The following is a 25,107-nucleotide window of genomic DNA, read 5'->3' as shown; positions in this document are numbered from 1 at the left end:
GCTCCTGTTATGCGCCGAGAGAGGCAGGTAACGGGGCCTTCAACCATTTTTCGGACAAACTATTGAGAGTTTGGTCTTGCAAAGCTTCGGCAATCAGCGCGTCCACCTTGGCTTTCAGTGCAGGCTCCCCCTGACGCAAGCCGATATAGCACGGAGAATCTTTCAGCATAAATTTTGCTACCGGTGCCTGGGCTGGGTTCTGGCGGGCCAAAGCACTCACCACCAGATTGCCGGTCGCCAGATAATTCACCTGGCCGGAGAGATAGGCCGATAGCGTGGTGCTGTTATCTTCGTAGCGTTTTATTTGTGCATCTTTCGGGGCTAATTCACTCAGCACCATGTCTTCCACCGCGCCACGCGTCACGCCCACGGTTTTACCCGCCAGTTGTGCGGGCTGTTGCAGCGCATCCTCTTTCGCCCCAAATACCCCAAGGAAAAACGGCGCATAAGCACGGCTGAACGCGATGGCTTTCTCCCGCTCCGGATTTTTCCCCAAACTGGAAATCACTAAATCCACTTTATCGGTTTGCAGATAAGGCACCCGGTTAGCACTGCTCACTGGCACCAATTGCAACTTTAGTTTCATCTTATCGGCCAGATAATGGGCCATATCGATATCATAACCTTGTGGCTGAAGGTCGGTACCGACTGAACCAAACGGCGGGAAATCCTGTGGAACCGCAACACGTAGCACACCACGCTGTTGAATTTGCTCTAATTGATCGGCTAACACGGTGGGAGCCTGAACCAATATCAATGCCGCACCCAGTATCGCCAACATCCGCTTTTTCATGTTCATAGCCTATCTCCGATAACTCAGTAATGAAACAATAGATTCTTAAATCAAGACAGTGAAATCTTAGTTGCAACTACTGTGCCAATAACCCTCCCACAAAAAATCCCATTTTCAGGGGGGTTAAGCTATATCCAGAGAGTAAATCGGCGGAAGAAATTCACAAAAAAAGTGCAGGGGGAACCTTGAAGCGCACTACTAATGTGCATCTGTAGCTAACGCTGCTCCAACTCCCCCAAAGAATCATATAAGTCAGCAATTTGATGAATCCGCTGCCGGCCTTGCACCAACATCTCATGCAACAATGCATTACTCAGTAAATTCGCCAAACTCATCGCCGAAGAATAACTGTCAAAAGCAGAAACACTGTCGAGCGGCGTGGTCAGCCGCCAGCGCGCCAATGGCAACAATGACTGCGCCTGCGGCTCACAAATCAATAAGGTAGGCACGCCTTGCACCTGCATTTGCAGCAAAATTTCACGGATAATCTTAGGACGACGACGGAATGCCACCACAATCACCACATCACGCGAGCTGATATCCACCAGCTCCTCCGACAATGTCTGCCCCGCTTGCGGTATCAATTGGACAGACTGGCGCACCTGCAATAACTGCTGACGCAGATGCAGCGCGATCGGATAACTGTTACGCAGCCCCAGCAACAAGATACGCGGCGCGCTGACTAATGCATTGATAACTTGACTAAATTGCTGGCCGTCCAACTGATTAATCCAATGGGTCAGGTTCGCCATTTCCTGCTTATAATGCCGCGCCAGCAAAGTATTCCCTTGCACGGCATCGCGATTATCCGTCAGTGGCATCCCGCTTTGGCGCAAGGTTCGCACCTCTTCCCGCATCTCGCGATAACTGCCGTAGCCCAGCCGCTTAAACAGCCGACTGACGGTAGCTTTAGATACCCCGCTTAGTCGTGCCAACTCGGCACTGTTATAACTGATCAGATCGTCAAAATGATCAAAAATAAAATCGGTAACTCGCTGTTCCTGCGGAGTTAATTGTGCGTAATGTGTCCGCAAGCGCTCATCAATCTGTTTCATACTCTTCTCCAGCCAATGAAACTGTTTTCTGGTTAATGAAACCATCGTTTCAATATTGGCATTTTTGCGGAACATAACACACAAGCCCCCGCCGCTAATATGAGAATTTCCATTCTCCCCACAAAATTCAACATTCTCTGCATAAACCCACCATTGTGGAACACCTCTTGCTTAATGAATGTCTGCTAGCCAGTTTTTCTATATTCAATACATCGGCAATAAGGAAAGCAGCAATGATCAACAGCAACATGGCCCCGCGAGGAATGGTGGTCACCCCGCATCATTTAGCCAGTGAAAGCGCTTTGGCCGTATTACGTGAAGGCGGCAATGCAATTGAAGCCATGGTCGCGGCGGCGGCCACTATTGCCGTGGTTTACCCGCATATGAATGGATTGGGCGGCGATGGTTTCTGGCTCATTGTTCCAGCCAATGGCGATCCGATTGCCATTGATGCCAGTGGTGCCGCCGGTTCACTCGCCACTCTTGAGCGCTACAGCGCCTATCAACACATCCCGCACCGTGGCCCGCAAGCAGCATTGACAGTTGCCGGCACGGTCGGCGGCTGGGAAGAAGCGCTGAATGTTGCGAGTGAACTCGGCGAGAATGCACTGCCACTGCGCCGCTTATTGGCGGATGCGATTACCTATGCAACGCGGGGTATTCCGGTCACCCCCTCACAGGCGGCAGCTACCCGGGCGAAATCCTATGAACTGGCTGAATTCACTGATTTTACTGACGTTTTCATGCCGCACGGCCATCTCCCTACGGCGGGCGAACACTTTGTTCAGCCGCAGTTGGGCCAAACCCTGATAGCACTGGCAGAACAAGGGCTTAGTAGCTTTTATCGCGGCCCGCTGGCCGAAAAAATCATCATTGATATCACCGCCGCAGACATGCCGATTACTGCCCAAGATCTGGCTGAATATCGCCCTAAACGCCGAACGCCCTTGCGGCTACAGCACCAGCAAGGGGAAATATTCAACCTAACCCCGCCGACGCAAGGGTTGGTATCGCTGGCTATTCTTGGGTTAGCTGACCGCAAACCGGTCGCCAAAATGAATGAGGGCCAAACCATTCACACCCTCGTGGAAGCTACCAAACTCGCTTTTCGCCTGCGAGATCAAGTGATTACCGACCCTCTGTGGATGAAACATTGCCCACAATCATTGCTGGAAAAAGAATCGCTCGACCCATTGGCGGCGGATATCAATAGTGAGCAAGCCGCCGATTGGGGCGGCGGGCGCGGGCCGGGCGATACTGTCTGGATGGGGGTGATAGACAAAAACGGGCTGGCGGTTTCCTTTATTCAAAGCATTTATCATGAGTTTGGCAGTGGGGTATTACTGCCCGCGACCGGCATTGTTTGGCAAAACCGTGGCGCATCTTTCAGTCTTGCCCCCCAACATTTGCTAGCGTTAGCGCCGGGGAAACAGCCATTCCACACACTAAACCCTGCCGCCGCGCGCCTGACAGATGGCCGAACGCTGGTGTATGGCGCGATGGGCGGCGATGGTCAGCCACAAACTCAGGCAGCGGTGTTTGTCCGCCACATTGTGCAAGGTTTGCCCTTACAGCAGGCCATCACGGCACCGCGCTGGCTACTGGGCCGCACTTGGGGAGAAAGCTCCGATTCACTGAAATTGGAGGCGCGCTTCGGCGCCGAAACCCTTGATTACCTGCGCCAGCGCGGGCATCAGGTGGAGCTGCTACCTGATTTCAGTGAAGTGGTCGGTCATGCCGGAGCAATAGTTCGCCACTCAAACGGCATGTTGGAAGGCGCATTTGACCCGCGCAGTAATGGCAGCGCCGCCGGTTATTAATTTCATATGTATTTATTCAGCACAGGAATGACCATGAAAGAAACATCAGAAAAAATCGCCATGGATTGGGCTGCATATATTCGGCAAATGGAAGTCTTATTAGCATTAGAGCTGGACGATACCCGCCGTGCGGCCTTGCTACTGCAACTGGAACGCATTGCCGCCATGGCTGGCCCATTGATGGCCGTGCCTTTGGACGAAAAGCAAGAGATAGCTGGAGTGTATCGGCTATGAAACAGATTTCAGCACTGAGCATCACCGAGATCCAACAAGCCCTAAATCAAGGTGAAATATCTGCACAAGAAATCGCCTTGCAAACACTGGACACCATCAATGCGGTTAATCCCGCTATCAATGCTTATACCCATATCACCGCCGACCGCATGTTGTGCGAAGCCCATCGGCTGGATACCCTGCGCGCCAAAGGCCAAGCCCTGCCGCTACTGGCGGCCATTCCTTACGCGGTGAAAAATCTGTTTGATGTGGCGGGCGAAACCACCCTCGCCGGTGCCAGTCTATTTTGTGAACGCGCCCCCGCCCGGCAAGATGCGCCGGTCATTTCGCGCCTTTCCCAACAAGGGGCGCTGCTTTCCGGCATGCTGAATATGGATGCCTACGCCTACGGTTTTACCACTGAAAATAGCCATTACGGCGCGACCCGCAACCCGCACGATCTGAACCGTATTGCTGGCGGCTCCTCGGGCGGATCGGCGGCGGCTGTTGCAGCGGGGTTGGTGAATTTCTCCCTTGGCAGTGACACCAACGGCTCTATTCGCGTTCCGGCCGCGCTGTGCGGCATTTTCGGGCTGAAACCGACTTTTGGCCGATTATCACGCGGCGGCACTCAGCCATTTGTCGCCAGTTTGGATAGCATCGGCCCAATGGCGCGCTGTACGCAAGATTTGGCCGCCGTTTATGATGTCATGCAAGGTGTGGATATTCAGGATAGTTTTCAATCAGATAAACCCAACACGCCCAGTCTAAATTTACTGTCACGCGGCCAACAAGGTTTGAGAAGCGCGGTGCTGGGCGGTTATTTCCAGCAATGGTGCGATGACGACGCCAAAGCAGCGGTGCAAGCCGTCGCCAAAGGACTGGAAGCAGAAACAGAAACTGAGATGCCGCAGAGTGATTTGGCCCGAACAGCGGCATTTATTATCAGCGCCGCCGAAGGGGGAAATCAGTATCTCCCCGCCCTGCGAGAATCTCCACAGCGCTTTGAACCACTCTCACGCGAACGGCTGTTAGCCGGAGCCATGCTGCCCGCCAGCTGGTATGTTCAGGCCCAACGTTTCCGCCATCATTTTCGCCAACAAATTCTGCCATTGTTTGAGCATTGGGATATTTTGATTGCGCCCGCAACGCCTTGTAGCGCCACACTTATTGGGCAAGAAATGATGCAAATTAATGATATCGACCTCCCCATTCGCGCCAGTATGGGGATGCTAACCCAGCCGATTTCATTCCTCGGTTTACCGGTGGTAACGGTGCCGCTGAAAACAGCTGGCGGCCTGCCCATCGGTGTTCAACTGATTGCCGCCCCATGGCGGGAAGACCTCTGCCTGCGGGCCGCCTATGCACTGGAACAACAGGGATTAGTCAGCGCCCGAGTGAGCCCTATCATTCGATGAGAACTTTTGAGAATAATAATATGAAAAATGAGTTTATTGATCGTCCGGCAATTCTTGCGCAGGTAAATGCAGCATTTTACCGCTATGAACAGGCGCTGATGAGTAACGACATTCCGGTATTGGATGAACTTTTTTGGCACGATAACCGCACTGTCCGTTTTGGTGCGGGAGAAAATCTATTTGGGATTGATGCCATCCGAGAGTTTCGTCAGAGCCGCCCCGCAAAAGGATTAGAGCGCACTTTAGAGAATACCCTGATCACCACTTTTGGCGAGGACATGGCGGTCGCCAGCACCGAGTTTTATCGCGCCGACCATTCACCAGTGGGCCGGCAGATGCAGACCTGGGTTAAGCTGCCCTGCGGCTGGCGGATTGTGGCGGCGCATGTGAGTGTGATTTCAGAATAAAGTTTTGGTTGATATTCTCCGATCTGCACTTCAGATAAAATCTAATAAAATTTATCCCTTGGCTTATCCCACTCATTTATCTAATACTGTCTCTCTTCTCAATTTCGAATAATTCCTCATGATACAAAAAACTGAAAAATCGGGGCTGAGCCCGGCCTTGATCGCGCTAATGTCGGTCGCTACCGGGCTGGCCGTCGCCAGCAACTATTATGCCCAGCCTTTGCTGGAAACTATCGCGCAAGCCTTTAATCTTTCAGTCAATCAGGCCGGTTTTATCGTGACCGCCGCCCAGTTGGGCTATGCGGTGGGCCTAATGTTCCTGGTTCCGCTGGGGGATATGTTTGAACGGCGCGGGCTGATTGTCGGCATGACTCTACTGGCGGCCGGTGGGATGTTGATTACCGCCATGTCGCAAAACCTCGCCATGATGATTGTCGGCACCGCCCTCACCGGTTTGTTCTCGGTAGTCGCACAATTACTGGTGCCACTAGCCGCCACACTGGCCGCCCCCGAAAAACGCGGTAAAGTAGTCGGTATTATCATGAGCGGCCTGTTGCTGGGTATTTTACTGGCACGAACCGTGGCGGGCGCATTGGCCTCGATTGGCGGCTGGCGCACCATTTATTGGGTTGCCAGTGTCTTGATGATAATTATGGCGTTGGTTTTATGGCGCTATCTGCCGCGCTATAAGTCTCATAGCGGCCTGAATTATGGTCAGTTGCTCGGCTCAATATTTTCTTTATTTATCCGCACTCCGGTATTGCGCACCCGCGCCTTGCTTGGCGCACTGTCATTTGCCAACTTCAGTGTCTTGTGGACTTCAATGGCCTTTCTGCTGGCTTCGCCGCCTTTTGGTTATTCAGAAGCCACTATCGGGCTGTTTGGTTTAGTCGGGGCGGCGGGGGCATTAATGGCCACCAAAGCTGGCCAATTGGCCGATAAAGGCAAAGCCCGCATCACCACCAGCATCGGCTTGGGATTATTGCTATTGTCATGGATACCCATAGCCTTGGGGCAACATTCAATCATCGCGCTGATTATTGGGATTATCGTGTTAGACCTGGCGGTTCAAGGGGTACATGTCACCAACCAGAGTGTGATATACCGCATGATGCCAGAAGCCCGAAATCGCTTAACTGCGGGTTATATGACCACTTATTTTATTGGTGGGGCCTTGGGGTCGCTGATTTCTGCCGCAGCCTATCAACATGCAGGCTGGTATGGCGTAGCTATCGCCGGGCTGGTGCTGTGTATCTTGAACATTACCACCTGGCTAGTCGGTAAACGATTTGATCCCCCGGCTAATCAACCTGTGGAGTGATGTTAATTAGTTAGCTAACTAATAATCAATGAAGATATAAATTTGGGTTATAGGGTGTTAAGACAATTACCACTCTGGTAATGTGACTTAACTTTATTCTATACCCTAAATAATTCGAGTTGCAGAAAGGCGGCAACGGAGGCAATCCCCAGTCACTTACATAAGCCAGTGACTGGGTGAGCGAAGGCAGCCAACACATATGCAGCTTGCAATATGACGGATATATAACCCAAATTATCGATAGTTGACTCTATGCCAAGCCAAATCACCGACGCCCCCTCGACGGATCAGTCGACCGCCACATTCACTGAAGGAATAACCGATAGTCTACCCATTGTTATTGGTTATTTACCCGTGGCTTTCGCCTTTGGTTTGAGCTCGGTAAAACTGGGTTTTACCCCGTGGGAAGGTATTTTCTTTTCTTGCATTATTTATGCCGGAGCCAGCCAATTCGTCATCACCGCCCTGCTCAGTGCTGGGATGTCATTGTGGGTTTCCGCATTGACCGTAATGGCCATGGATGTCCGCCATATCTTGTATGGCCCCGCACTGAAACACCGCATTGTGGCTAAGTTGTCCGGCAAAAAAACTGCCCTGTGGGCGTTTGGCCTGACCGATGAAGTGTTCGCCGCCGCCACCACCAAATTGATGAAAGACCAACGGCGCTGGAGTGAAAATTGGATGCTCGGCATCGCGTTCACCTCTTGGCTATCTTGGGTGGCTGGCACCGCCATCGGCGCGATGTTTGGTAATGGCCCGCTGGAAAATTATCCGGCCATTGAAGCTTCTCTTTCCTTTATGTTGCCAGCGCTGTTTCTCAGCTTTCTATTGGCGTCATTTAAACGCCAATACAGCCTCACGGTTATGGCCTCTTTGACCGGCGCATTGCTCGGTGTGTTGTTGTTCTCTATTCCCGTGGCTATTTTGGCCGGAATTAGCGGCGGATGTCTGGCGGCCTTACTCCAACCCGCGCCAGAAGTAGCCGCAGAATATGGCGAGAGTGATAAACAGGAGCAGAAACCATGAATATGGATGTGCTGATTATTGGCCTGGTGGTGGGAACTGTAAATTACCTGTTTCGCTATTTGCCGTTGCGCCTGGGGCCAGCACGCAAACAAGCGGGTCTGCAACGCGGTAAAGTGTCACTGTTGCTCGACAGCATCGGGATCGCCTCAATTTGTGCTCTGTTGGTGGTATCCAGTACACCGGAAATTATGCATAACCCACAGAAATTAGTTCCTACGCTTATTGGTTTTTTGGTTATCTGCGGATGCTTTTATAAAACTAACAGTATTATCTTTGCCACGTTACTGGGGGCACTCAGCTACGGTCTGACATTTAAGTTACTGATGATTTTGGCGTAACAATTTGCCTGATTTCTTGACTAAAACATAATATCCTTACAATCAATAAGACTAATGACTCACACACAGTGACTGAATAACACTAATTGCTAAATTTTTCTCTTATTAACCCGTTTACATTATTAGTCACTACCGTTACTGTACCACTTGAAATTAATGAGGCTCCTTATAATGGAAAGTTCGTTTAGTCCCATAGAACAGATGCTTAATTCTCGTGCCAAACGGCAGAAAGATTTCCCTTATCAAGAAATCCTACTGACGCGATTATGTATGCATATGCACAGTAAATTGTTGGAAAACCGCAACAAAATGCTGAAAGCGCAAGGAATTAACGAAACTCTGTTTATGGCACTCATTACGCTGGAAGCACAAGCGAGCCACAGTATTCAGCCGTCAGAATTAAGTGCTGCACTGGGATCTTCACGTACCAATGCCACTCGAATTGCTGACGAGTTGGAAAAAAAAGGCTGGATTGAACGTCGTGAAAGCCACAATGACCGCCGTTGCTTGCATTTGCATCTCACTGAAGCGGGCGTTGAGTTTTTAAATCAATTACTGCCCCCACAACATAAGTGTCTGCATTTTCTTTGGTCAACACTTGACGCCGACGAACAGCAACAGCTTGAAACGCTGACGCGCAAGTTACTGACGCGTTTAGACCAAATGGAAATACCGGAACAGTAATTCCAACATATCTACACCCTAAATAATTCGAGTTGCAGGAAGGCGGCAAGCGAATAAATTCCGATGAGTTGACGCCAGTCAATGATGAGGAAGAGAGCGGCCAACACCTATGCAGCTTGAAGTATGAAGGGTATATCCAGGTACATAACTATGCTATCCCCACATAGCTGGAGACTCACGCCCTTGTTCGCCGTTTTAGTACTGGCGGGCTGCGCCTCAAGCGATAATATTGCGCCTCAGTCTCAAATGCTGGATAACCAACAACTCCAATTGGCGCAACCTAAAGTCAGTTCGTTGGCGCTAAGTCCTCAGTGGTGGCGGGTACTGGAAGATCCCCAACTTGATGCTTTGATGACCCAAAGCTTGCAAACCTCACCTTCGCTGAAACAAGCGGCGGCGCGGGTACGTGAAGCACAAAGTGTAATGGGTCAAGCCGATGCAGCTAATGGCCCAAACTTGGATCTCTACGGCAGCAGCAATCGGGAAAAAATCTCGCAGAATACACTGCAACCCTTTTTACAGTCTTATCCCGACAAGCCTTTGTATGAAACCGCGAATACTCTTGGCCTGAATCTTAGCTATGAGTTTGATTGGTGGGGTAAATATCGCAATCGGGTCAATGCTGCCAATGCGCAGGTTAATGCTGCCCGCGCGGAACAGCAGCAGGCCACACTGACACTGACCAGTTCAGTGGCCTCGGTTTATTACCAGTTACAGAGCAATTTTGCCCTGCAAAACGTATTGCAACAGGAAGTCGATAATAATGACAGTCTGGCTGAGCTGCGCACTAAGCAATATCAGGCGGGTATCTATAGCATTGAAGTTCCACAGCAAACGCAAGTTCAGGCGGATACTGCCAAGCAGCAAATCATCCAACTGCAATCACAAGGTGAACAGCTGAAACATCAGTTGGCCGCCCTGACAGGTCAAGGCCCGAGTGCCACGCAAAACTTACGCCCAGTTCCCTTGCCAGAGCTAACTCGCCTGGCCCCTAAAGGCGAGTTGACCACAGATTTACTGGGGCAGCGGCCAGATATCACCGCCCAGCGCCAACTGGTTGAATCTTATGATCAACGGGTTAAAGCTGCACGCAAAGAGTTTTATCCCAGCTTATCCATTACTGGATTTGCCGGTTTCTCTACCACGAACTTCCAGGGCACTAACCCCAATCTGTTGGAAGCCGCCAGCCAAGCATGGAATTTTGCCCCTGCAATTTCACTGCCTATTTTCCACGCTGGCGCGTTGCGCAGTAAGTTAGGCGAAGAATCAGCCCTTTATGATGAAGCGGTTGAGTCTTACAACCAGACTATCCTCAATGCCGTGCGGGAAACTGCGGATGCCATCACTATCCAGCAAAGCAGCCAACGCCAATTACAGCAAGCCATATCAGCATCGCAATCTATGCAAAAGGTTTATAGCGTCGCCGATGCCCGCTACAAGGCAGGGGTTATTGGGCGCGATGAACTGTTAATTAGCCAGTCACAATATCTACAGCAGCAGCAATCAGAACTCAGTGCCAGCAACAATTTATTGCAGGCCAAGATTGGTTTGATCCGTTCACTCGGCGGTGGCTATCAAGCCCCTGTCAGTGATGGTTCACAAAATAAAACAATATAAAATGTGGGGAAAACCATGAGTGCAAGCGCGGAAGCTCAAGTGCCGCAACAACCGCAGAATAAAAAGAAGCAACGTAAACGCGTGCTGCTCTTACTGACGGGTATTTTCATTATTATCGGGGTGGCTTACTTTATTTATTGGTTCCTGGTGCTACGTCATCACCAAGAGACTGATAATGCTTATGTTTCTGGCAATCAAGTCCAGATAATGTCGCAGGTTCCCGGCAGTGTTGTCAGTGTTAATTTTGAGAATACTGACTTGGTCAAAAGTGGCGATATCCTGCTGACACTTGACCCAACGGATGCCGAACAAGCTTATGAGCAGGCAAAAACCGCACTGGCAAACAGTGTGCGCCAAACCCACCAGCTCATGATTAACAGCAAGCAATATCAGGCCAATATTGCGCTGAAAAAAACCGAGCTGAGCAAAGCACAAAATGACCTAAAACGCCGTGTGGTACTGGGTTCTGTTGATGCTATTGGCCGCGAAGAACTGCAACATGCCCGTGATGCTGTCGATGCTGCACAAGCTTCATTGGACGTGGCGATTGCACAATATAACGCCAATCAGGCGCTGGTGCTGAATACCCCGCTGGAGAAACAACCGGCTGTCGAGCAAGCGGCTGCCAAGCTGCGCGATGCCTGGCTTGCCCTGCAACGCACCAAAGTTGTCAGCCCAATCACCGGTTTTGTGTCACGCCGCAGTGTGCAAGTGGGCGCGGAAATTGCCAATGGCGCGCCACTGATGGCCGTCATTCCGGCTAACGAAATGTGGATTGACGCCAACTTCAAAGAAACCCAGTTAGCCAATATGCGCATCGGCCAACCCGCCACTGTGGTGACTGATTTCTATGGCGATGATGTGGTTTTCCAAGGGAAAGTTGTCGGTTTGGATATGGGGACAGGCAGTGCCTTCTCACTGCTCCCCGCGCAAAACGCCACCGGTAACTGGATCAAAGTGGTTCAGCGCTTGCCGGTTCGTATTCAGCTTGATGCCAAACAGTTGGCTGAGCATCCGCTGCGTATTGGCTTATCGACCACGGTGCGGGTAGATACCGCCAATGTCGAAGGCCAAGTGTTAGCGCAAAACGTGCGCAAAGAACCAGCATTTGTCACCAACGCGCTGTCCTTGGATTTAGCGCCGGTTAATCAAATGATTAGCGACATTGTTCATGCGAATGCGGGTTAATATTGATGCAAATGCAAGTTAAGCGCACCGGGGGCCACTGTGGCACAAAAACCGCTTGAAGGTGCCCAACTCGCCTGGATGACAGTCGCGCTATCATTAGCGACTTTCATGCAGGTGCTGGACTCCACTATTGCTAACGTGGCTATTCCGACCATTGCCGGGGATCTTGGTTCGTCCAACTCCCAAGGCACATGGGTTATCACCTCATTCGGCGTGGCAAATGCGATTTCCATCCCTATCACCGGTTGGTTAGCAAAACGCATCGGTGAAGTCAGATTGTTCCTGTGGTCGACGGGGTTATTCGCACTGGCTTCATGGCTGTGTGGCGTATCAAATAGCCTGGGGATGCTTATCTTCTTCCGGGTCATTCAAGGGCTGGTTGCGGGCCCATTGATCCCATTGTCACAAAGCTTGCTACTCAATAACTACCCGCCCGCGAAGCGAAGTATGGCCCTGGCATTGTGGTCGATGACCATTGTTGTCGCCCCAATCTTTGGGCCGATCCTTGGCGGTTATATCAGTGATAACTATCACTGGGGCTGGATTTTCTTTATCAACATTCCTATCGGGGTGGTGGTCATTTTAGTCGCGGGCAGCACCTTGAAAGGGCGAGAGACCAAAACCGAAATCAAACCTATTGATACCGTGGGGTTGGTATTATTGGTGGTGGGTATTGGTGCCCTGCAAATCATGCTTGACCAAGGTAAGGAGCTGGACTGGTTTAACTCGACCGAGATAATCGTCCTGACGGTTATTGCCGTGATTGCCATTACCTTCCTGATAGTGTGGGAGCTAACTGACGACCACCCGGTGATCGATTTGTCATTATTCAAATCGAGAAACTTTACCATTGGTTGTTTGTGTATCAGCCTGGCCTATATGTTGTACTTCGGTGCGATTGTCTTGCTGCCGCAGCTATTACAGGAGGTGTATGGCTATACCGCCACCTGGGCCGGCTTAGCATCAGCACCGGTAGGTATCTTGCCAGTGCTGCTGTCGCCAATCATTGGGCGCTTCTCACATCGAATTGATATGCGCCAGTTAGTCACATTCAGCTTCATTATGTATGCGGTTTGTTTCTACTGGCGAGCATATACATTCGAACCGGGAATGGACTTCGGTGCCTCGGCATGGCCGCAGTTTGTGCAAGGTTTTGCTATTGCCTGCTTCTTTATGCCATTGACGGCGATTACTTTGTCCGGTTTACCGCCGGAGCGTATGGCGGCGGCTTCCAGTTTATCTAACTTCCTGCGAACACTGGCCGGGTCGATTGGGACGTCAATCACCACCACCTTGTGGACGCAAAGAGAATCGATGCACCATTCGCAGTTAACGGAATTTGTTAACCCGTTCAACCCGAATGCCACGCAGATGTATCAGGATCTGGAAAAACTGGGCATGAATCAGCAGCAAGCATCGGCTTATCTGGCGCGGGAGATTACCAATCAGGGGCTAATTATCTCGGCCAATGAGATATTCTGGCTCTCGGCGGGCGTGTTCTTGCTGCTACTGGCGCTGGTGTGGTTTGCTAAACCGCCATTTACCTCCGGCGGCGGAGGCGGTGGCGCGCACTAGCAGCAAAAACTGACTCATAAAAAAAGGGTGCTGACTTATCATCAGTGCCCTTTTTTATTTTATGGTTCAGTTACATATACCCAAAGTCATTTGAGTTGCAGCCAGCCCCTGCGGCGTCAAGGGCGCAGGGTATTTTGACGCCACCATTCTGCTAAGAGAATCCCGGTCGCCACTGACACATTCAAACTTTCAACTTTGCCAGTACCGCCAATAGAGACACTCACATCACCCTGCTGCCAGGCGCTGTCGGTTAGGCCATCGCTTTCTTGCCCTAAAACCAGCACCATTTTGGCTGGCAATTCAGCTTTCGCCAAACTGACACCTTTATGGCTTGAAGTGGTCACTATGGTGTAACCCGCTTTACGGAAGGTATCCAACACAGAAAGAAAATCATCAGCATTGATTGCTTTGATATGCTCCGCACCGCCTTCTGCTGTCCGAACAGCCGCACCAGACTCTAACACTGCGGGGTCTTGCAGCAACACACCGTTGATACCAAAATGCGCACAGGTCCGCATAATGCCGCCCAGATTATGTGGGTTACCCACATCTTCCAGTGCCAACACGCAATCTTTCGCCTGAGTCTGCTGTTGCAGATAAGTTTCTGCATCCAAACCCTGACGTTTTTTAATCAGGAAGCACACGCCACCGTGGTGTTCAGTGCCAGATGCTTTCGCCAGCTCATCTTCTTCAACCACATGATAAGCCTTGCGGTTAGCCGCCATCCATTTCAATGCTTCACGGAAACGTGGGGTAACTGACTGCACAAACCAGGCGCGCACGATAGCATCAGGACGGCTTTCAAACAGCGCTTTACAAGCATTTTCGCCATAAACGCGTGTTTCTTCAGCCCGCTGACGGCGCAATTGCGCTGGGTCTACATGGCTTTTACCGCTGATACCGCCGTGATCAAACTCGGGTTCTTCAGTGGGGGCGCGAGACACCGTTTTCCACGGTGAATCGTAAGGGCCACTGCTGTCAGAACGCGCCGGACGGCTAGGACTCGTGCGTTCATTACGGCCTGAATCATTACGACGTGAGTCATTATTACGCGATGAGCTGCCGCGACCGGCATTATCACCCGGGCGGCCTTTGCCTGCCGGACGCGGGTTTTTACCACGGTTATTGTTACTACGGTCGTCGCTGCTGTTTTCGTCACTGCGGACGTACATCACTTTAACTTTGCCGTTTTTGCCACTAAATGAATCGTTCATTGTCTTCTCCACCAACGCGCAGGGCGCGAAGATTACCTGATGTCTGCTCGGTTAGCCATAAGCAAGCGCTAAAAGCTAGCAACTATCGTATTCATCGAATAAACCATTTTGGCACTAACTTCATTTATATCCATAATAGATAACAACAACGAAACAATTCAGGTCACATTGACTGTATGGTTTCCCTCAATCTACTCAGATACTCAATAAAGGCTAATTTATGAATACGGTATGTACAGCTTGTATGGCGACCAATCGCCTACCGGAAGCACGTATTGATGACGGCGCTAAATGTGGGCGCTGCGGCCACTCTTTATTTGATGGCGAAGTCATTAACGCCACCGCCGAAACACTGGATAAACTGCTGCAAGATGACCTGCCGGTGGTCATAGACTTCTGGGCACCATGGTGTGGCCCTTGCCGCAGCTTCGCGCCCATCTTTGAAGATGTTGCCGCAGAGCGAGCCGGAAAAGTTCGCTTCGTTAAAATCAATACTGAAGCAGAACCCGCACTCAGCGCGCGTTTCCGTATCCGCAGCATCCCCACCATTATGCTGTATCGAAACGGCCAAATGGTCGACATGCTTAGCGGCGCATTGCCAAAGGCACCTTTTGATAATTGGTTAAATGAGCAATTATCAGTGGAACCTACCGCGCGCTAAGCTAGTTTAACTCATTTATCACCCTTCGGGGCCACTCAAGTGCCCGATAAAGTGTGGTTATAATCCAAAACAGCACCCTGACAGTTTTCCGTTGGGGTGTTGTTTTTTCTTTTATGGTATGACTGAGCACCAGGGTTGATTAGAATAGCGCTATTTCTTCAGGAGTCCGTCGTGACTGAATCATTCACCACCGACCATATTTTACCGACGGTCATAACGACGGAAAATGCAGTACTACGTTTACGCCAGCAGCGGTTATCCGCATCCACTCGCCCTTATCGCGCCCGTGGTTGCCGCGCCATTCGCTGCCAAGGCTGCCTGCTAACTGAGCGATTTTGCTTATGTGACACTATCAAACAACAGCCGGCTAACAGCCGCTTCTGCCTGATTATGTTTGATACTGAACCCCTCAAGCCCAGTAATACTGGCCGCCTAATTGCTGATGTTCTACCAAATACTCACGCTTTTCTCTGGGCGCGAACAGAAGTTGACCCTGAACTGTTAGCCGCGATACGCGACCCTCAGCGCCAGCCTTATGTGGTCTTCCCGGAAAAATATGCCGACCCTGGGCGGCAAGTATTCAATCAATTACCTGTTAGCGATAAACCACCGTTATTTATTCTGCTGGACGGTACCTGGACTGAAGCTAAAAAAATGTTTCGTAGAAGCCCGTATCTTGCCGAACTACCGATATTGTCGCTGAATGTCAGCAATACCTCGGATTATATGCTGCGAGAAGCAGCACGCCCGGAACAACATTGCACCGTCGAAGTGGCCGCAGCCTTACTCCAGCAAGCGGGTGACATTCAAGCAGCGGATGGATTAACAGCCCATTTTCATTATTTTCGCCAACAATATTTAGCCGGAAAACCTCACCATCCAGTGGGCCGAGTCACAGCAAGTACTGAAGAAATCGCATAAAATTAGCAAAGCCGCCTTTAACTTACGCAACTTGAAAGATGACGGGGATAATATGAGCCAACGTGGATTAGAAGCCCTACTGCGCCCTAAATCTATTGCGGTCATTGGCGCATCCGAAAAACCGGAACGCGCGGGTTTTCTGATGATGCGTAATTTGCTCGATGGCGGCTTTAATGGCCCGATTCTGCCGGTTACTCCTACTCATAAAGCCGTGTGCGGTGTGTTGGCTTACGCCAATATCGCTAGCCTGCCCATGACCCCCGACCTGGCCATTTTGTGCACCCATGACCGCCGTAACCTTTCACTGCTGGAAGATTTAGGCACTCGTGGCTGTAAGGCCGTGATTATCTTGTCGGCGGCAACTGAACAATTCCCTGAGCTGAAAGCCTGCGCGCAACGCCACCACATGCGCCTACTTGGCCCAAACAGCTTGGGTTTACTGGCACCGTGGCAAGGGTTAAATGCCAGCTTCTCCCCAGTGCCTATCAAAAAAGGCCGACTGGCGTTTATCTCCCAGTCAGCGGCAGTAGCCAACACCATTTTGGACTGGGCGCAGCAACGCGAAGTGGGCTTCTCTTACTTCATTGCTTTGGGTGATAGTCTGGATATTGATGTCGATGACTTACTCGACTTCCTTGCCAGAGACGGGAAAACCAGCGCTATCATGTTGTATATCGAGCATATCAGTGATGCGCGCCGCTTCTTATCCGCCTCCCGCAGTGCCTCGCGCAATAAACCTATCCTGGTAGTCAAAAGTGGCCGCAGCCAACGTGCCCAGCAATTACTCAATGGCCAGCAAGGGTTGGATGCCGCCTATGATGCAGCCATTCAGCGCGCTGGCCTGTTGCGGGTTCAAGATACGCACGAGCTATTCTCGGCAGTCGAAACCCTGAGCCACATGCACCCATTGCGCGGTGAGCGGCTACTGATTGTCAGCAATGGCGCTGCCCCGGCGGCAATGGCCTTGGATGAGCTGATTAGCCGTAATGGCAAGCTGGCAACACTGTCTGATACCACTCAATCCGCCCTGAGCGCGGCACTGCCTTCTTTTGTTTCCTTACGAAACCCGATAGACCTGCGGGATGATGCTAGCGCTGAGCGCTATTTAGCAGCGCTTAAACCCTTATTGGACAGTACCGATTATGACGCCCTACTGCTAATTCACTCACCAAGCGCGGCAGCGCCGGGCAGTAAAACCGCTGAGTTATTGATATCTGCTATCCGCCAGCACCCACGCGGCAAGCGTATTACTTTGCTGACTAACTGGTGCGGTGAATATTCATCACAAGATGCTCGCCGTTTATTCACGGAGGCCGGTATTCCGACCTATCGCACGCCAGAAGGCGCGATAACCGCATTTATGCACATGGTCGAATATCGCCGCAACCAAAAGCAGTTGAAAGAAACACCGGCCTTGCCTATCGGCCTCACAGCCAATACCGCCCATGTGCACCAGTTAATTCGCCAGGCCTTAGCAGAAGGAACGACCCAACTTGATACCCATGAAGTGCAGCCGATCCTTGAAGCCTATGGCCTCAGCATGTTGCCAACCTGGATTGCCAGTGACAGTGTCGAAGCAGTACACATTGCTGAGCGGTTGGGTTATCCGGTTGCCATCAAATTGCGTTCGCCAGATATTGCACATAAATCCGAAGTTCAAGGAGTCATGTTATACCTGCGTACCGCAATGGAAGTGCAACGGGCAGCGGACGATATTCTTGATCGAGTCAAACGCACCTATCCCCAAGCCCGTATCGACGGTTTATTAGTGCAAAGTATGGCAAACCGCGCTGGAGCTCAGGAGCTGCGAATTGCGGTGGAGCAAGATGCCATTTTCGGCCCGCTCATTATGCTGGGGGAAGGTGGCATTGAATGGCACCATGAAACGCAAGCTGCAGTTGCATTACCGCCACTCAATATGGCGTTAGCCCGCTATCTGATAATCCAGGCGGTCAAAGGTGGGAAAATCCGCAGCCGTGGTTCACTACAACCTCTGGATATCCCCGGTTTAAGCCGTTTGTTAGTGCAAGTCTCTAACCTGATTCTTGATTGCCCTGAAATCTCACGTTTAGATATTCACCCAGTGCTTGCTTCTGGCAGTGAGTTCACACTGCTGGATGTATCAATGCAGTTGGCCCCCATCACTGGCGACCCACAAGCGCGCCTGGCTATCCGCCCCTACCCGCACGAGTTAGAACAAACCGTGATACTAAAAGACGGTTCCCATTGCTTATTCCGTCCTATTTTGCCGGAGGATGAGCCGCTGCTAAAACTGTTTATTGATCAAGTCACTAAAGAAGATCTTTACTATCGCTACTTCAGTGAAATCAACGAATTCAGTCACGATGATTTGGCTAACATGACACAGATTGACTATGATCGAGAAATGGCCTTTGTTGCAGTGCGTCAAAATACAACAGGCTCGGAAATTATTGGTGTTACGCGGGCGCTATCTGATCCTGATAATATTGATGCGGAGTTCGCCGTCTTGGTGCGCTCAGATTTAAAAGGATTGGGGCTGGGACGAGAGTTGCTTGAGAAGATGATCCAGTATACCCGCAGCCATGGGCTAACTCGGCTAACAGCTGTCACCATGCCCAATAATAGGGGCATGATTGGATTGGCGAAAAAACTGGGTTTTAGTATTGATGTACAAATGGAAGATGGCATCGTTAATCTGGAGCTGACACTTTGATTTCAATCACCTGAATCGCTGTGATATAGGCCACATAGATAAGCGATTCGGTCTACGGTTGGCAAAACTTGCGCACAATCCGGAAAAGTAGTGGTATTATCGCCCGACTCTATGGATTAGTGTTTTTTTGGATATGGCGGTTCTGCCATCAAATAACAAGAGAAGAAGCGCACTGTGATGTTGTCAAAATTCAAACGTAGCAAACATCAACAACACCTTGCACAACTGCCCAAACTCCCCCAGTCAGTTGATGATGTCCAAACGCTTTATTGCCCCAAGGTTTTCCGCTCTACTCTGCTGGAATTAATAGGCCAGGCGACCAAACGTATCTATCTGGTGGCGCTTTACCTTGAGCAGGATGATGCAGGCCGCGATGTGATGAGTGCTCTCTATCAAGCCAAACAGCGGTATCCTGAGCTGGAAATTTGTGTATTAGTAGATTGGCATCGCGCCCAACGTGGCCGCATCGGGGCCGCCGCTGTTAATACTAATGCAGATTGGTATTGTGAGATGGCAGACAAGCATCCGGATATCTGTGTACCAGTTTATGGTGTTCCGGTGAATACCCGTGAAGCCCTTGGTGTATTGCATCTGAAAGGTTTTATCATTGATGACACTGTGATTTATAGCGGTGCCAGCATCAATGATGTCTATCTTTATCAAAACGATAAGTATCGCTATGATCGCTACCAGTTAATCACGAATCCATCATTAGCCAATATTATGGTTGATTATGTGAAGCAACGGGTACTGAGTGCCGGTGCGGTTCAACGCCTCGATCGCGCTGATCGCCCTACCAATCCTGAAATCAAAAATGAAACTCGGCAGTTTCGATCATCACTGCGAGATATTGGTTATCAATTTCCAGCACAAGCTGGCAATGATGAATTAGCCGTGACTCCGTTGGTTGGGTTAGGTAAAAAAAGCCAACTCAACAAAACTATTCATCATTTAATGGCTTCCGCGGATGAACGCCTTACTATTTGTACGCCCTATTTCAATCTGCCCGCATTGTTAGTTCGCAATATCATTTATCTACTGCGCGAAGGTAAACAGGTTGAGATTATTGTTGGCGACAAAACAGCGAACGACTTTTATATCCCGGAAGATCAGCCGTTTAAAATCATTGGCGCTTTACCGTACTTATATGAAATCAACTTACGCCGCTTCCTAAGTCGCTTACAGCGCTTTGTGGATAATGGTCAACTGATTGTTCGTTTATGGAAAGATGGCGACAATACTTATCATCTGAAAGGGATGTGGGTAGATAATAACTGGCAGCTGATCACCGGTAATAACCTGAATCCACGTGCATGGCGTCTGGATCTGGAAAATGCCATTTTGATCCACGACCCTAAGCATGAGATGCATGAGCAGCGTGCAAAAGAACTGGAATGCATTCGAACGCATACTAAAGTGGTTTCACACTATCTTGAGCTAGAAAATATTCAACAATATCCAGTCAAGGTACGCAAACTGATACGCCGCTTACGCAGAATTCGCATCGACCGGCTCATTAGCCGTATTCTGTAAAATTAAAACAAAAAACCTGGTTCTATTGCCGGGTTTTCTGTCTCTAGCCAGGAGAGACGGTATGTGGTGTCCACCTTATCTTCGTCCTTTAATTATTACCCCGCTACTTTTCACCAGCTCCGCATGTACCCATATGGCTAACGACAGCTGGACAGGAAAAGATAAAGCCCAACATTTTTTTGCCTCTGCTGCACTAGCCGCTGCGGGTACAGCCTATGGCGAACATCAGAATTGGTCAGATGCAAAAAGCCGCAATTTCGGTTTACTATTCTCGATAAGTATCGGCGCAGCTAAGGAGCTATATGATAGCCGTCAAGGTGGCACTGGCTGGAGTTGGAAAGATTTTGCCTGGGATGTCGCTGGCGCAGTGACCGGCTATGGCCTCTATCAGGCAGTTAACTAATTAAGCTCGTTAGATCAAACTGTAAGACTGAGGACATTATGGCAGTAAATGCTGATGGATTTATAGAAACTATCGCGTTCTCGGGTATTCAGCGTGAATTTGAAATTGTTGTTGAAAATGTATGCTACTTACTAAACCAACAACTTAGTAATTTAATTCACAGTATCTATATTTACGGTAGCGTAGCAGAGGGCAGTGCTGTTCCTTACCAATCAGATTTAGACCTTTCTATTATTCTCACCCGGCTACCTCTGGCACAAGAAACTAATATCTTAGAGGATATCCGTAAAAGTATGGATTTTCATCCGAACTAAACGCAAAAAGGCCACCCGCAGGGTAGCCTTCTCATCTATTCGGCGCTTCAAATATAAAACCCACGCTAAATTCCATGTAAAAAACCTATTTCTACAGTTTTTATATTCTTCACATAGCAAAAACCCCACGCTTTTGGCATGGGGTCTCGGCTTTATTTGATGCCTGGCAGTGTCCTACTCTCGCATGGGGAGACCCCACACTACCATCGGCGCTACGGCGTTTCACTTCTGAGTTCGGCATGGAGTCAGGTGGGTCCACCGCGCTATGGCCGCCAGGCAAATTCTGTCTAAACTAACCCGCTCAGTATCTCTACCTCGCCAGTCAGCCCAATCTCGGAACTTCGCTGAAAATATCAATCAATCTCTCAAATACAAAACACCTTCGGTGTTGTAAGGTTAAGCCTCACGGATCATTAGTACTGGTTAGCTCAATGCATCGCTGCACTTACACACCCAGCCTATCAACGTCATAGTCTTTAACGTTCCTTCAGGGGGCTTAAAGCCCCAGGGAAGACTCATCTCGAGGCAAGTTTCCCGCTTAGATGCTTTCAGCGGTTATCTCTTCCGAATTTAGCTACCGGGCAATGCCATTGGCATGACAACCCGAACACCAGTGATTCGTCCACTCCGGTCCTCTCGTACTAGGAGCAGCCCCTCTCAATCTTCCAACGCCCACGGCAGATAGGGACCGAACTGTCTCACGACGTTCTAAACCCAGCTCGCGTACCACTTTAAATGGCGAACAGCCATACCCTTGGGACCTACTTCAGCCCCAGGATGTGATGAGCCGACATCGAGGTGCCAAACACCGCCGTCGATATGAACTCTTGGGCGGTATCAGCCTGTTATCCCCGGAGTACCTTTTATCCGTTGAGCGATGGCCCTTCCATTCAGAACCACCGGATCACTAAGACCTACTTTCGTACCTGCTCGAGCCGTCACTCTCGCAGTCAAGCTAGCTTATGCCTTTGCACTAACCTCACGATGTCCGACCGTGATTAGCTAACCTTCGTGCTCCTCCGTTACTCTTTGGGAGGAGACCGCCCCAGTCAAACTACCCACCAGACACTGTCCTCACCCCGGATCACGGGGCCGAGTTAGAACATCAAACATTAAAGGGTGGTATTTCAAGGTTGGCTCCATGCAGACTGGCGTCCACACTTCAATGCCTCCCACCTATCCTACACATCAAGGCTCAATGTTCAGTGTCAAGCTATAGTAAAGGTTCACGGGGTCTTTCCGTCTTGCCGCGGGTACACTGCATCTTCACAGCGAGTTCAATTTCACTGAGTCTCGGGTGGAGACAGCCTGGCCATCATTACGCCATTCGTGCAGGTCGGAACTTACCCGACAAGGAATTTCGCTACCTTAGGACCGTTATAGTTACGGCCGCCGTTTACTGGGGCTTCGATCAAGAGCTTCGCCTTGCGGCTGACCCCATCAATTAACCTTCCAGCACCGGGCAGGCGTCACACCGTATACGTCCACTTTCGTGTTTGCACAGTGCTGTGTTTTTATTAAACAGTTGCAGCCAGCTGGTATCTGCGACTGGCTTCAGCTCCGAGAGCAAATCTCTTTACCTAATGCCAGCGTGCCTTCTCCCGAAGTTACGGCACCATTTTGCCTAGTTCCTTCACCCGAGTTCTCTCAAGCGCCTGAGTATTCTCTACCTGACCACCTGTGTCGGTTTGGGGTACGATTTAATGTTACCTGATGCTTAGAGGCTTTTCCTGGAAGCTTGGCATCAACTACTTCATCACCGTAGTGACTCGTCATCACACCTCAGCGTTGATAAGCAACCGGATTTACCAAGTCACTCCGCCTACATGCTTAAACCGGGACAACCGTCGCCCGGCTAGCCTAGCCTTCTCCGTCCCCCCTTCGCAGTAACACCAAGTACAGGAATATTAACCTGTTTCCCATCGACTACGCTTTTCAGCCTCGCCTTAGGGGTCGACTCACCCTGCCCCGATTAACGTTGGACAGGAACCCTTGGTCTTCCGGCGTGCGGGTTTTTCACCCGCATTATCGTTACTTATGTCAGCATTCGCACTTCTGATACCTCCAGCAACCCTCACAGGTCACCTTCAACGGCTTACAGAACGCTCCCCTACCCAACAACGCCTAAGCGTCGCTGCCGCAGCTTCGGTGCATGGTTTAGCCCCGTTACATCTTCCGCGCAGGCCGACTCGACCAGTGAGCTATTACGCTTTCTTTAAATGATGGCTGCTTCTAAGCCAACATCCTGGCTGTCTATGCCTTCCCACATCGTTTCCCACTTAACCATGACTTTGGGACCTTAGCTGGCGGTCTGGGTTGTTTCCCTCTTCACGACGGACGTTAGCACCCGCCGTGTGTCTCCCGTGATAACATTCTTCGGTATTCGGAGTTTGCATCGGTTTGGTAAGCCGGGATGGCCCCCTAGCCGAAACAGTGCTCTACCCCCGAAGATGAGTTCACGAGGCGCTACCTAAATAGCTTTCGGGGAGAACCAGCTATCTCCCGGTTTGATTGGCCTTTCACCCCCAGCCACAAGTCATCCGCTAATTTTTCAACATTAGTCGGTTCGGTCCTCCAGTTAGTGTTACCCAACCTTCAACCTGCCCATGGCTAGATCACCGGGTTTCGGGTCTATACCTTGCAACTAGACGCCCAGTTAAGACTCGGTTTCCCTACGGCTCCCCTATTCGGTTAACCTTGCTACAAAATATAAGTCGCTGACCCATTATACAAAAGGTACGCAGTCACACCACGAAGGTGCTCCCACTGCTTGTACGTACACGGTTTCAGGTTCTATTTCACTCCCCTCGCCGGGGTTCTTTTCGCCTTTCCCTCACGGTACTGGTTCACTATCGGTCAGTCAGGAGTATTTAGCCTTGGAGGATGGTCCCCCCATATTCAGACAGGATGTCACGTGTCCCGCCCTACTCATCGAGTTCACAGCAAGTGTGTTTTTGTGTACGGGAGTATCACCCTGTACCCTGCGACTTTCCAGACGCTTCCACTAACACACAAACTGATTCAGACTCTGGGCTCCTCCCCGTTCGCTCGCCGCTACTAGGGGAATCTCGGTTGATTTCTTTTCCTCGGGGTACTTAGATGTTTCAGTTCCCCCGGTTCGCCTTGCATGGCTATGTATTCACCATGCAATAGTGCAACGAATTGCACTGGGTTTCCCCATTCGGGTATCGTCGGTTATAACGGTTCATATCACCTTACCGACGCTTTTCGCAGATTAGCACGCCCTTCATCGCCTCTGACTGCCTAGGCATCCACCGTGTACGCTTAGTCGCTTAACCTCACAACCCGAAGGTGTTTCTTCTTTATTGGTGTGGCTGCGAACACACTCTGCGTTGTTGTGCAGTGCGCGCAATCCTCATGAACGTAGAGTTCACTCCGGTTGCTGTGCGCTGTACGCCTTGCTGAGTATCTTCTCGCTCACACTGCAACAATGATAAACACATTAGCATTGCGATTATTTGAGAGACTCTAATACAGGTTAATCCTTATCTCAGTACATCTACGGAGAGATAAGTTTCAGCTGTATTGTTTCAATTTTCAGCTTGTTCCAGATTGTTAAAGAGCAATATCTTAAACACGACTCGTTAAAGTCATCTTTAAGATATTCAGGTGATAATGTCTTTCACACATTATCGGAGTGGCGTCCCCAAGGGGATTCGAACCCCTGTTACAGCCGTGAAAGGGCAGCGTCCTAGGCCTCTAGACGATGGGGACACAAAAATTTCTACTAAATCACAGATTCAGTATTTTTGTGTAAAGGTGAGAATGTGGTGACACATTCGAACGACTGATGCAGTGAAATCTCAATATCGAGGTTTTACAACACAAGTCATCACCCTCATCAACAGGTGCTCTTGCTCATTGACATTCATCAGACAATCTGTGTGGAC

The 25,107-nt window shown here is 50.3% G+C and carries 20 protein-coding genes, 1 tRNA gene and 2 rRNA genes; 17 read left to right on the top strand and 6 right to left on the bottom strand.

Annotated elements, in window-relative coordinates:
- Positions 1 to 7 precede the first annotated feature (7 nt).
- Together DX162_RS11080 and DX162_RS11075 are read right to left on the bottom strand one after the other, a co-directional pair.
- Entirely contained in the window at positions 8 to 799 is a 792-nt protein-coding gene (locus DX162_RS11080) for a transporter substrate-binding domain-containing protein (RefSeq protein WP_004392929.1), read from the bottom strand.
- Between the two features lie 209 nt (positions 800 to 1,008).
- Positions 1,009 to 1,848 carry a MurR/RpiR family transcriptional regulator gene (locus DX162_RS11075; RefSeq protein WP_032821086.1) on the bottom strand — a complete coding sequence of 280 codons (840 nt, stop codon included), beginning with the start codon at positions 1,846 to 1,848 and terminating at the stop codon, positions 1,009 to 1,011.
- Between the two features lie 233 nt (positions 1,849 to 2,081).
- Here DX162_RS11075 and DX162_RS11070 point away from each other — a divergent pair, with 233 nt between their 5' ends.
- The 11 genes from DX162_RS11070 to emrB all read left to right on the top strand — a co-directional run bounded on the left by DX162_RS11070 (position 2,082) and on the right by emrB (position 13,455).
- Positions 2,082 to 3,668, top strand: a complete 1,587-nt coding sequence (locus DX162_RS11070; protein WP_004392931.1) for a gamma-glutamyltransferase family protein — start codon at positions 2,082 to 2,084, stop codon at positions 3,666 to 3,668.
- Between the two features lie 33 nt (positions 3,669 to 3,701).
- On the top strand, positions 3,702 to 3,902 hold the full coding sequence (gene hpxX, locus DX162_RS11065) for an oxalurate catabolism protein HpxX (protein WP_032821065.1): 201 nt from the start codon (positions 3,702 to 3,704) through the stop codon (positions 3,900 to 3,902).
- Positions 3,899 to 5,299 (top strand): AtzE family amidohydrolase, encoded by a 1,401-nt coding sequence (locus tag DX162_RS11060; protein WP_032821067.1) that lies wholly within the window; start codon positions 3,899 to 3,901, stop codon positions 5,297 to 5,299. The genes hpxX and DX162_RS11060 overlap by 4 nt, the downstream gene beginning before the upstream one ends.
- Before the next feature lie 20 nt (positions 5,300 to 5,319).
- Positions 5,320 to 5,706 carry an oxalurate catabolism protein HpxZ gene (hpxZ, locus tag DX162_RS11055; protein ID WP_004392934.1) on the top strand — a complete coding sequence of 129 codons (387 nt, stop codon included), beginning with the start codon at positions 5,320 to 5,322 and terminating at the stop codon, positions 5,704 to 5,706.
- Between the two features lie 121 nt (positions 5,707 to 5,827).
- Complete coding sequence (locus DX162_RS11050; RefSeq protein ID WP_172439505.1) at positions 5,828 to 7,027, top strand: MFS transporter; 1,200 nt, start codon at positions 5,828 to 5,830, stop codon at positions 7,025 to 7,027.
- A 252-nt stretch (positions 7,028 to 7,279) separates the two neighbouring features.
- Entirely contained in the window at positions 7,280 to 8,053 is a 774-nt protein-coding gene (locus DX162_RS11045; RefSeq protein WP_004392936.1) for an AzlC family ABC transporter permease, read from the top strand.
- Positions 8,050 to 8,391 (top strand): L-valine transporter subunit YgaH, encoded by a 342-nt coding sequence (ygaH, locus tag DX162_RS11040; RefSeq protein WP_032821071.1) that lies wholly within the window; start codon positions 8,050 to 8,052, stop codon positions 8,389 to 8,391. Before DX162_RS11045 ends, ygaH begins: the two co-directional genes overlap by 4 nt.
- A gap of 171 nt (positions 8,392 to 8,562) precedes the next feature.
- On the top strand, positions 8,563 to 9,075 hold the full coding sequence (mprA, locus tag DX162_RS11035) for a transcriptional repressor MprA (RefSeq protein ID WP_032821073.1): 513 nt from the start codon (positions 8,563 to 8,565) through the stop codon (positions 9,073 to 9,075).
- 150 nt (positions 9,076 to 9,225) lie between these two features.
- Positions 9,226 to 10,692 (top strand): efflux transporter outer membrane subunit, encoded by a 1,467-nt coding sequence (locus DX162_RS11030; protein ID WP_032821075.1) that lies wholly within the window; start codon positions 9,226 to 9,228, stop codon positions 10,690 to 10,692.
- A gap of 15 nt (positions 10,693 to 10,707) precedes the next feature.
- On the top strand, positions 10,708 to 11,880 hold the full coding sequence (gene emrA, locus DX162_RS11025; RefSeq protein ID WP_032821077.1) for a multidrug efflux MFS transporter periplasmic adaptor subunit EmrA: 1,173 nt from the start codon (positions 10,708 to 10,710) through the stop codon (positions 11,878 to 11,880).
- 39 nt (positions 11,881 to 11,919) lie between these two features.
- Positions 11,920 to 13,455, top strand: coding sequence for a multidrug efflux MFS transporter permease subunit EmrB (gene emrB, locus DX162_RS11020; RefSeq protein WP_004392942.1), 1,536 nt, complete (start codon positions 11,920 to 11,922; stop codon positions 13,453 to 13,455).
- Positions 13,456 to 13,571: 116 nt separating this feature from the next.
- Here emrB and DX162_RS11015 read toward each other — a convergent pair whose 3' ends face one another.
- Positions 13,572 to 14,669, bottom strand: a complete 1,098-nt coding sequence (locus DX162_RS11015) for a tRNA/rRNA methyltransferase (protein ID WP_004392943.1) — start codon at positions 14,667 to 14,669, stop codon at positions 13,572 to 13,574.
- A gap of 220 nt (positions 14,670 to 14,889) precedes the next feature.
- On the opposite strand from DX162_RS11015, the gene trxC reads away from it, so the two are divergent.
- The 6 genes from trxC (at position 14,890) to DX162_RS10985 (ending at position 21,196) form a co-directional block, all read left to right on the top strand.
- On the top strand, positions 14,890 to 15,330 hold the full coding sequence (trxC, locus tag DX162_RS11010; RefSeq protein ID WP_032821079.1) for a thioredoxin TrxC: 441 nt from the start codon (positions 14,890 to 14,892) through the stop codon (positions 15,328 to 15,330).
- Between the two features lie 171 nt (positions 15,331 to 15,501).
- Positions 15,502 to 16,251 (top strand): tRNA-uridine aminocarboxypropyltransferase, encoded by a 750-nt coding sequence (locus tag DX162_RS11005; RefSeq protein ID WP_004392947.1) that lies wholly within the window; start codon positions 15,502 to 15,504, stop codon positions 16,249 to 16,251.
- A gap of 52 nt (positions 16,252 to 16,303) precedes the next feature.
- A complete protein-coding gene (locus tag DX162_RS11000) occupies positions 16,304 to 18,946 on the top strand; it encodes a bifunctional acetate--CoA ligase family protein/GNAT family N-acetyltransferase (RefSeq protein ID WP_032821081.1) in 2,643 nt (880 codons plus the stop codon).
- Positions 18,947 to 19,126: 180 nt separating this feature from the next.
- Positions 19,127 to 20,479, top strand: a complete 1,353-nt coding sequence (gene pssA, locus DX162_RS10995) for a CDP-diacylglycerol--serine O-phosphatidyltransferase (RefSeq protein WP_373920349.1) — start codon at positions 19,127 to 19,129, stop codon at positions 20,477 to 20,479.
- Positions 20,480 to 20,540: 61 nt separating this feature from the next.
- The gene (locus DX162_RS10990; RefSeq protein ID WP_032821084.1) at positions 20,541 to 20,882 is read left to right on the top strand and encodes a YfiM family lipoprotein; all 342 of its coding nucleotides are present in this window, start codon (positions 20,541 to 20,543) and stop codon (positions 20,880 to 20,882) included.
- Between the two features lie 38 nt (positions 20,883 to 20,920).
- On the top strand, positions 20,921 to 21,196 hold the full coding sequence (locus tag DX162_RS10985; protein ID WP_004392951.1) for a nucleotidyltransferase domain-containing protein: 276 nt from the start codon (positions 20,921 to 20,923) through the stop codon (positions 21,194 to 21,196).
- 161 nt (positions 21,197 to 21,357) lie between these two features.
- Here the strand turns inward: DX162_RS10985 and rrf are convergent.
- From rrf to DX162_RS10970, 3 genes are all read right to left on the bottom strand, one after another.
- Positions 21,358 to 21,473, bottom strand: a 5S ribosomal RNA gene (rrf, locus tag DX162_RS10980).
- A gap of 115 nt (positions 21,474 to 21,588) precedes the next feature.
- Positions 21,589 to 24,495: ribosomal RNA gene (locus tag DX162_RS10975) — 23S ribosomal RNA — on the bottom strand.
- Between the two features lie 360 nt (positions 24,496 to 24,855).
- A tRNA-Glu gene (locus tag DX162_RS10970) sits at positions 24,856 to 24,931 on the bottom strand.
- Between the last annotated feature and the right edge of the window lie 176 nt (positions 24,932 to 25,107).

The sequence above is a fragment of the Yersinia kristensenii genome, assembly GCF_900460525.1.
In the GTDB taxonomy this organism is placed as follows: Bacteria; Pseudomonadota; Gammaproteobacteria; order Enterobacterales; family Enterobacteriaceae; genus Yersinia; species Yersinia kristensenii.
This window is presented reverse-complemented; position numbering and strand designations above follow the sequence as displayed.

Excerpts from the sequence above, each read along its gene's own strand:
- DX162_RS11080 (WP_004392929.1), bottom strand. The coding sequence starts at position 799 with ATGAACATGAAAAAGCGGATGTTGGCGATACTGGGTGCGGCATTGATA.
- DX162_RS11075 (WP_032821086.1), bottom strand. The coding sequence starts at position 1,848 with ATGAAACAGATTGATGAGCGCTTGCGGACACATTACGCACAATTAACT.
- DX162_RS11070 (WP_004392931.1), top strand. The coding sequence starts at position 2,082 with ATGATCAACAGCAACATGGCCCCGCGAGGAATGGTGGTCACCCCGCAT.
- hpxX (WP_032821065.1), top strand. The coding sequence starts at position 3,702 with ATGAAAGAAACATCAGAAAAAATCGCCATGGATTGGGCTGCATATATT.
- DX162_RS11060 (WP_032821067.1), top strand. The coding sequence starts at position 3,899 with ATGAAACAGATTTCAGCACTGAGCATCACCGAGATCCAACAAGCCCTA.
- hpxZ (WP_004392934.1), top strand. The coding sequence starts at position 5,320 with ATGAAAAATGAGTTTATTGATCGTCCGGCAATTCTTGCGCAGGTAAAT.
- DX162_RS11045 (WP_004392936.1), top strand. The coding sequence starts at position 7,280 with ATGCCAAGCCAAATCACCGACGCCCCCTCGACGGATCAGTCGACCGCC.
- ygaH (WP_032821071.1), top strand. The coding sequence starts at position 8,050 with ATGAATATGGATGTGCTGATTATTGGCCTGGTGGTGGGAACTGTAAAT.
- mprA (WP_032821073.1), top strand. The coding sequence starts at position 8,563 with ATGGAAAGTTCGTTTAGTCCCATAGAACAGATGCTTAATTCTCGTGCC.
- DX162_RS11030 (WP_032821075.1), top strand. The coding sequence starts at position 9,226 with ATGCTATCCCCACATAGCTGGAGACTCACGCCCTTGTTCGCCGTTTTA.
- emrA (WP_032821077.1), top strand. The coding sequence starts at position 10,708 with ATGAGTGCAAGCGCGGAAGCTCAAGTGCCGCAACAACCGCAGAATAAA.
- DX162_RS11015 (WP_004392943.1), bottom strand. The coding sequence starts at position 14,669 with ATGAACGATTCATTTAGTGGCAAAAACGGCAAAGTTAAAGTGATGTAC.
- trxC (WP_032821079.1), top strand. The coding sequence starts at position 14,890 with ATGAATACGGTATGTACAGCTTGTATGGCGACCAATCGCCTACCGGAA.
- DX162_RS11000 (WP_032821081.1), top strand. The coding sequence starts at position 16,304 with ATGAGCCAACGTGGATTAGAAGCCCTACTGCGCCCTAAATCTATTGCG.
- DX162_RS10990 (WP_032821084.1), top strand. The coding sequence starts at position 20,541 with ATGTGGTGTCCACCTTATCTTCGTCCTTTAATTATTACCCCGCTACTT.
- DX162_RS10985 (WP_004392951.1), top strand. The coding sequence starts at position 20,921 with ATGGCAGTAAATGCTGATGGATTTATAGAAACTATCGCGTTCTCGGGT.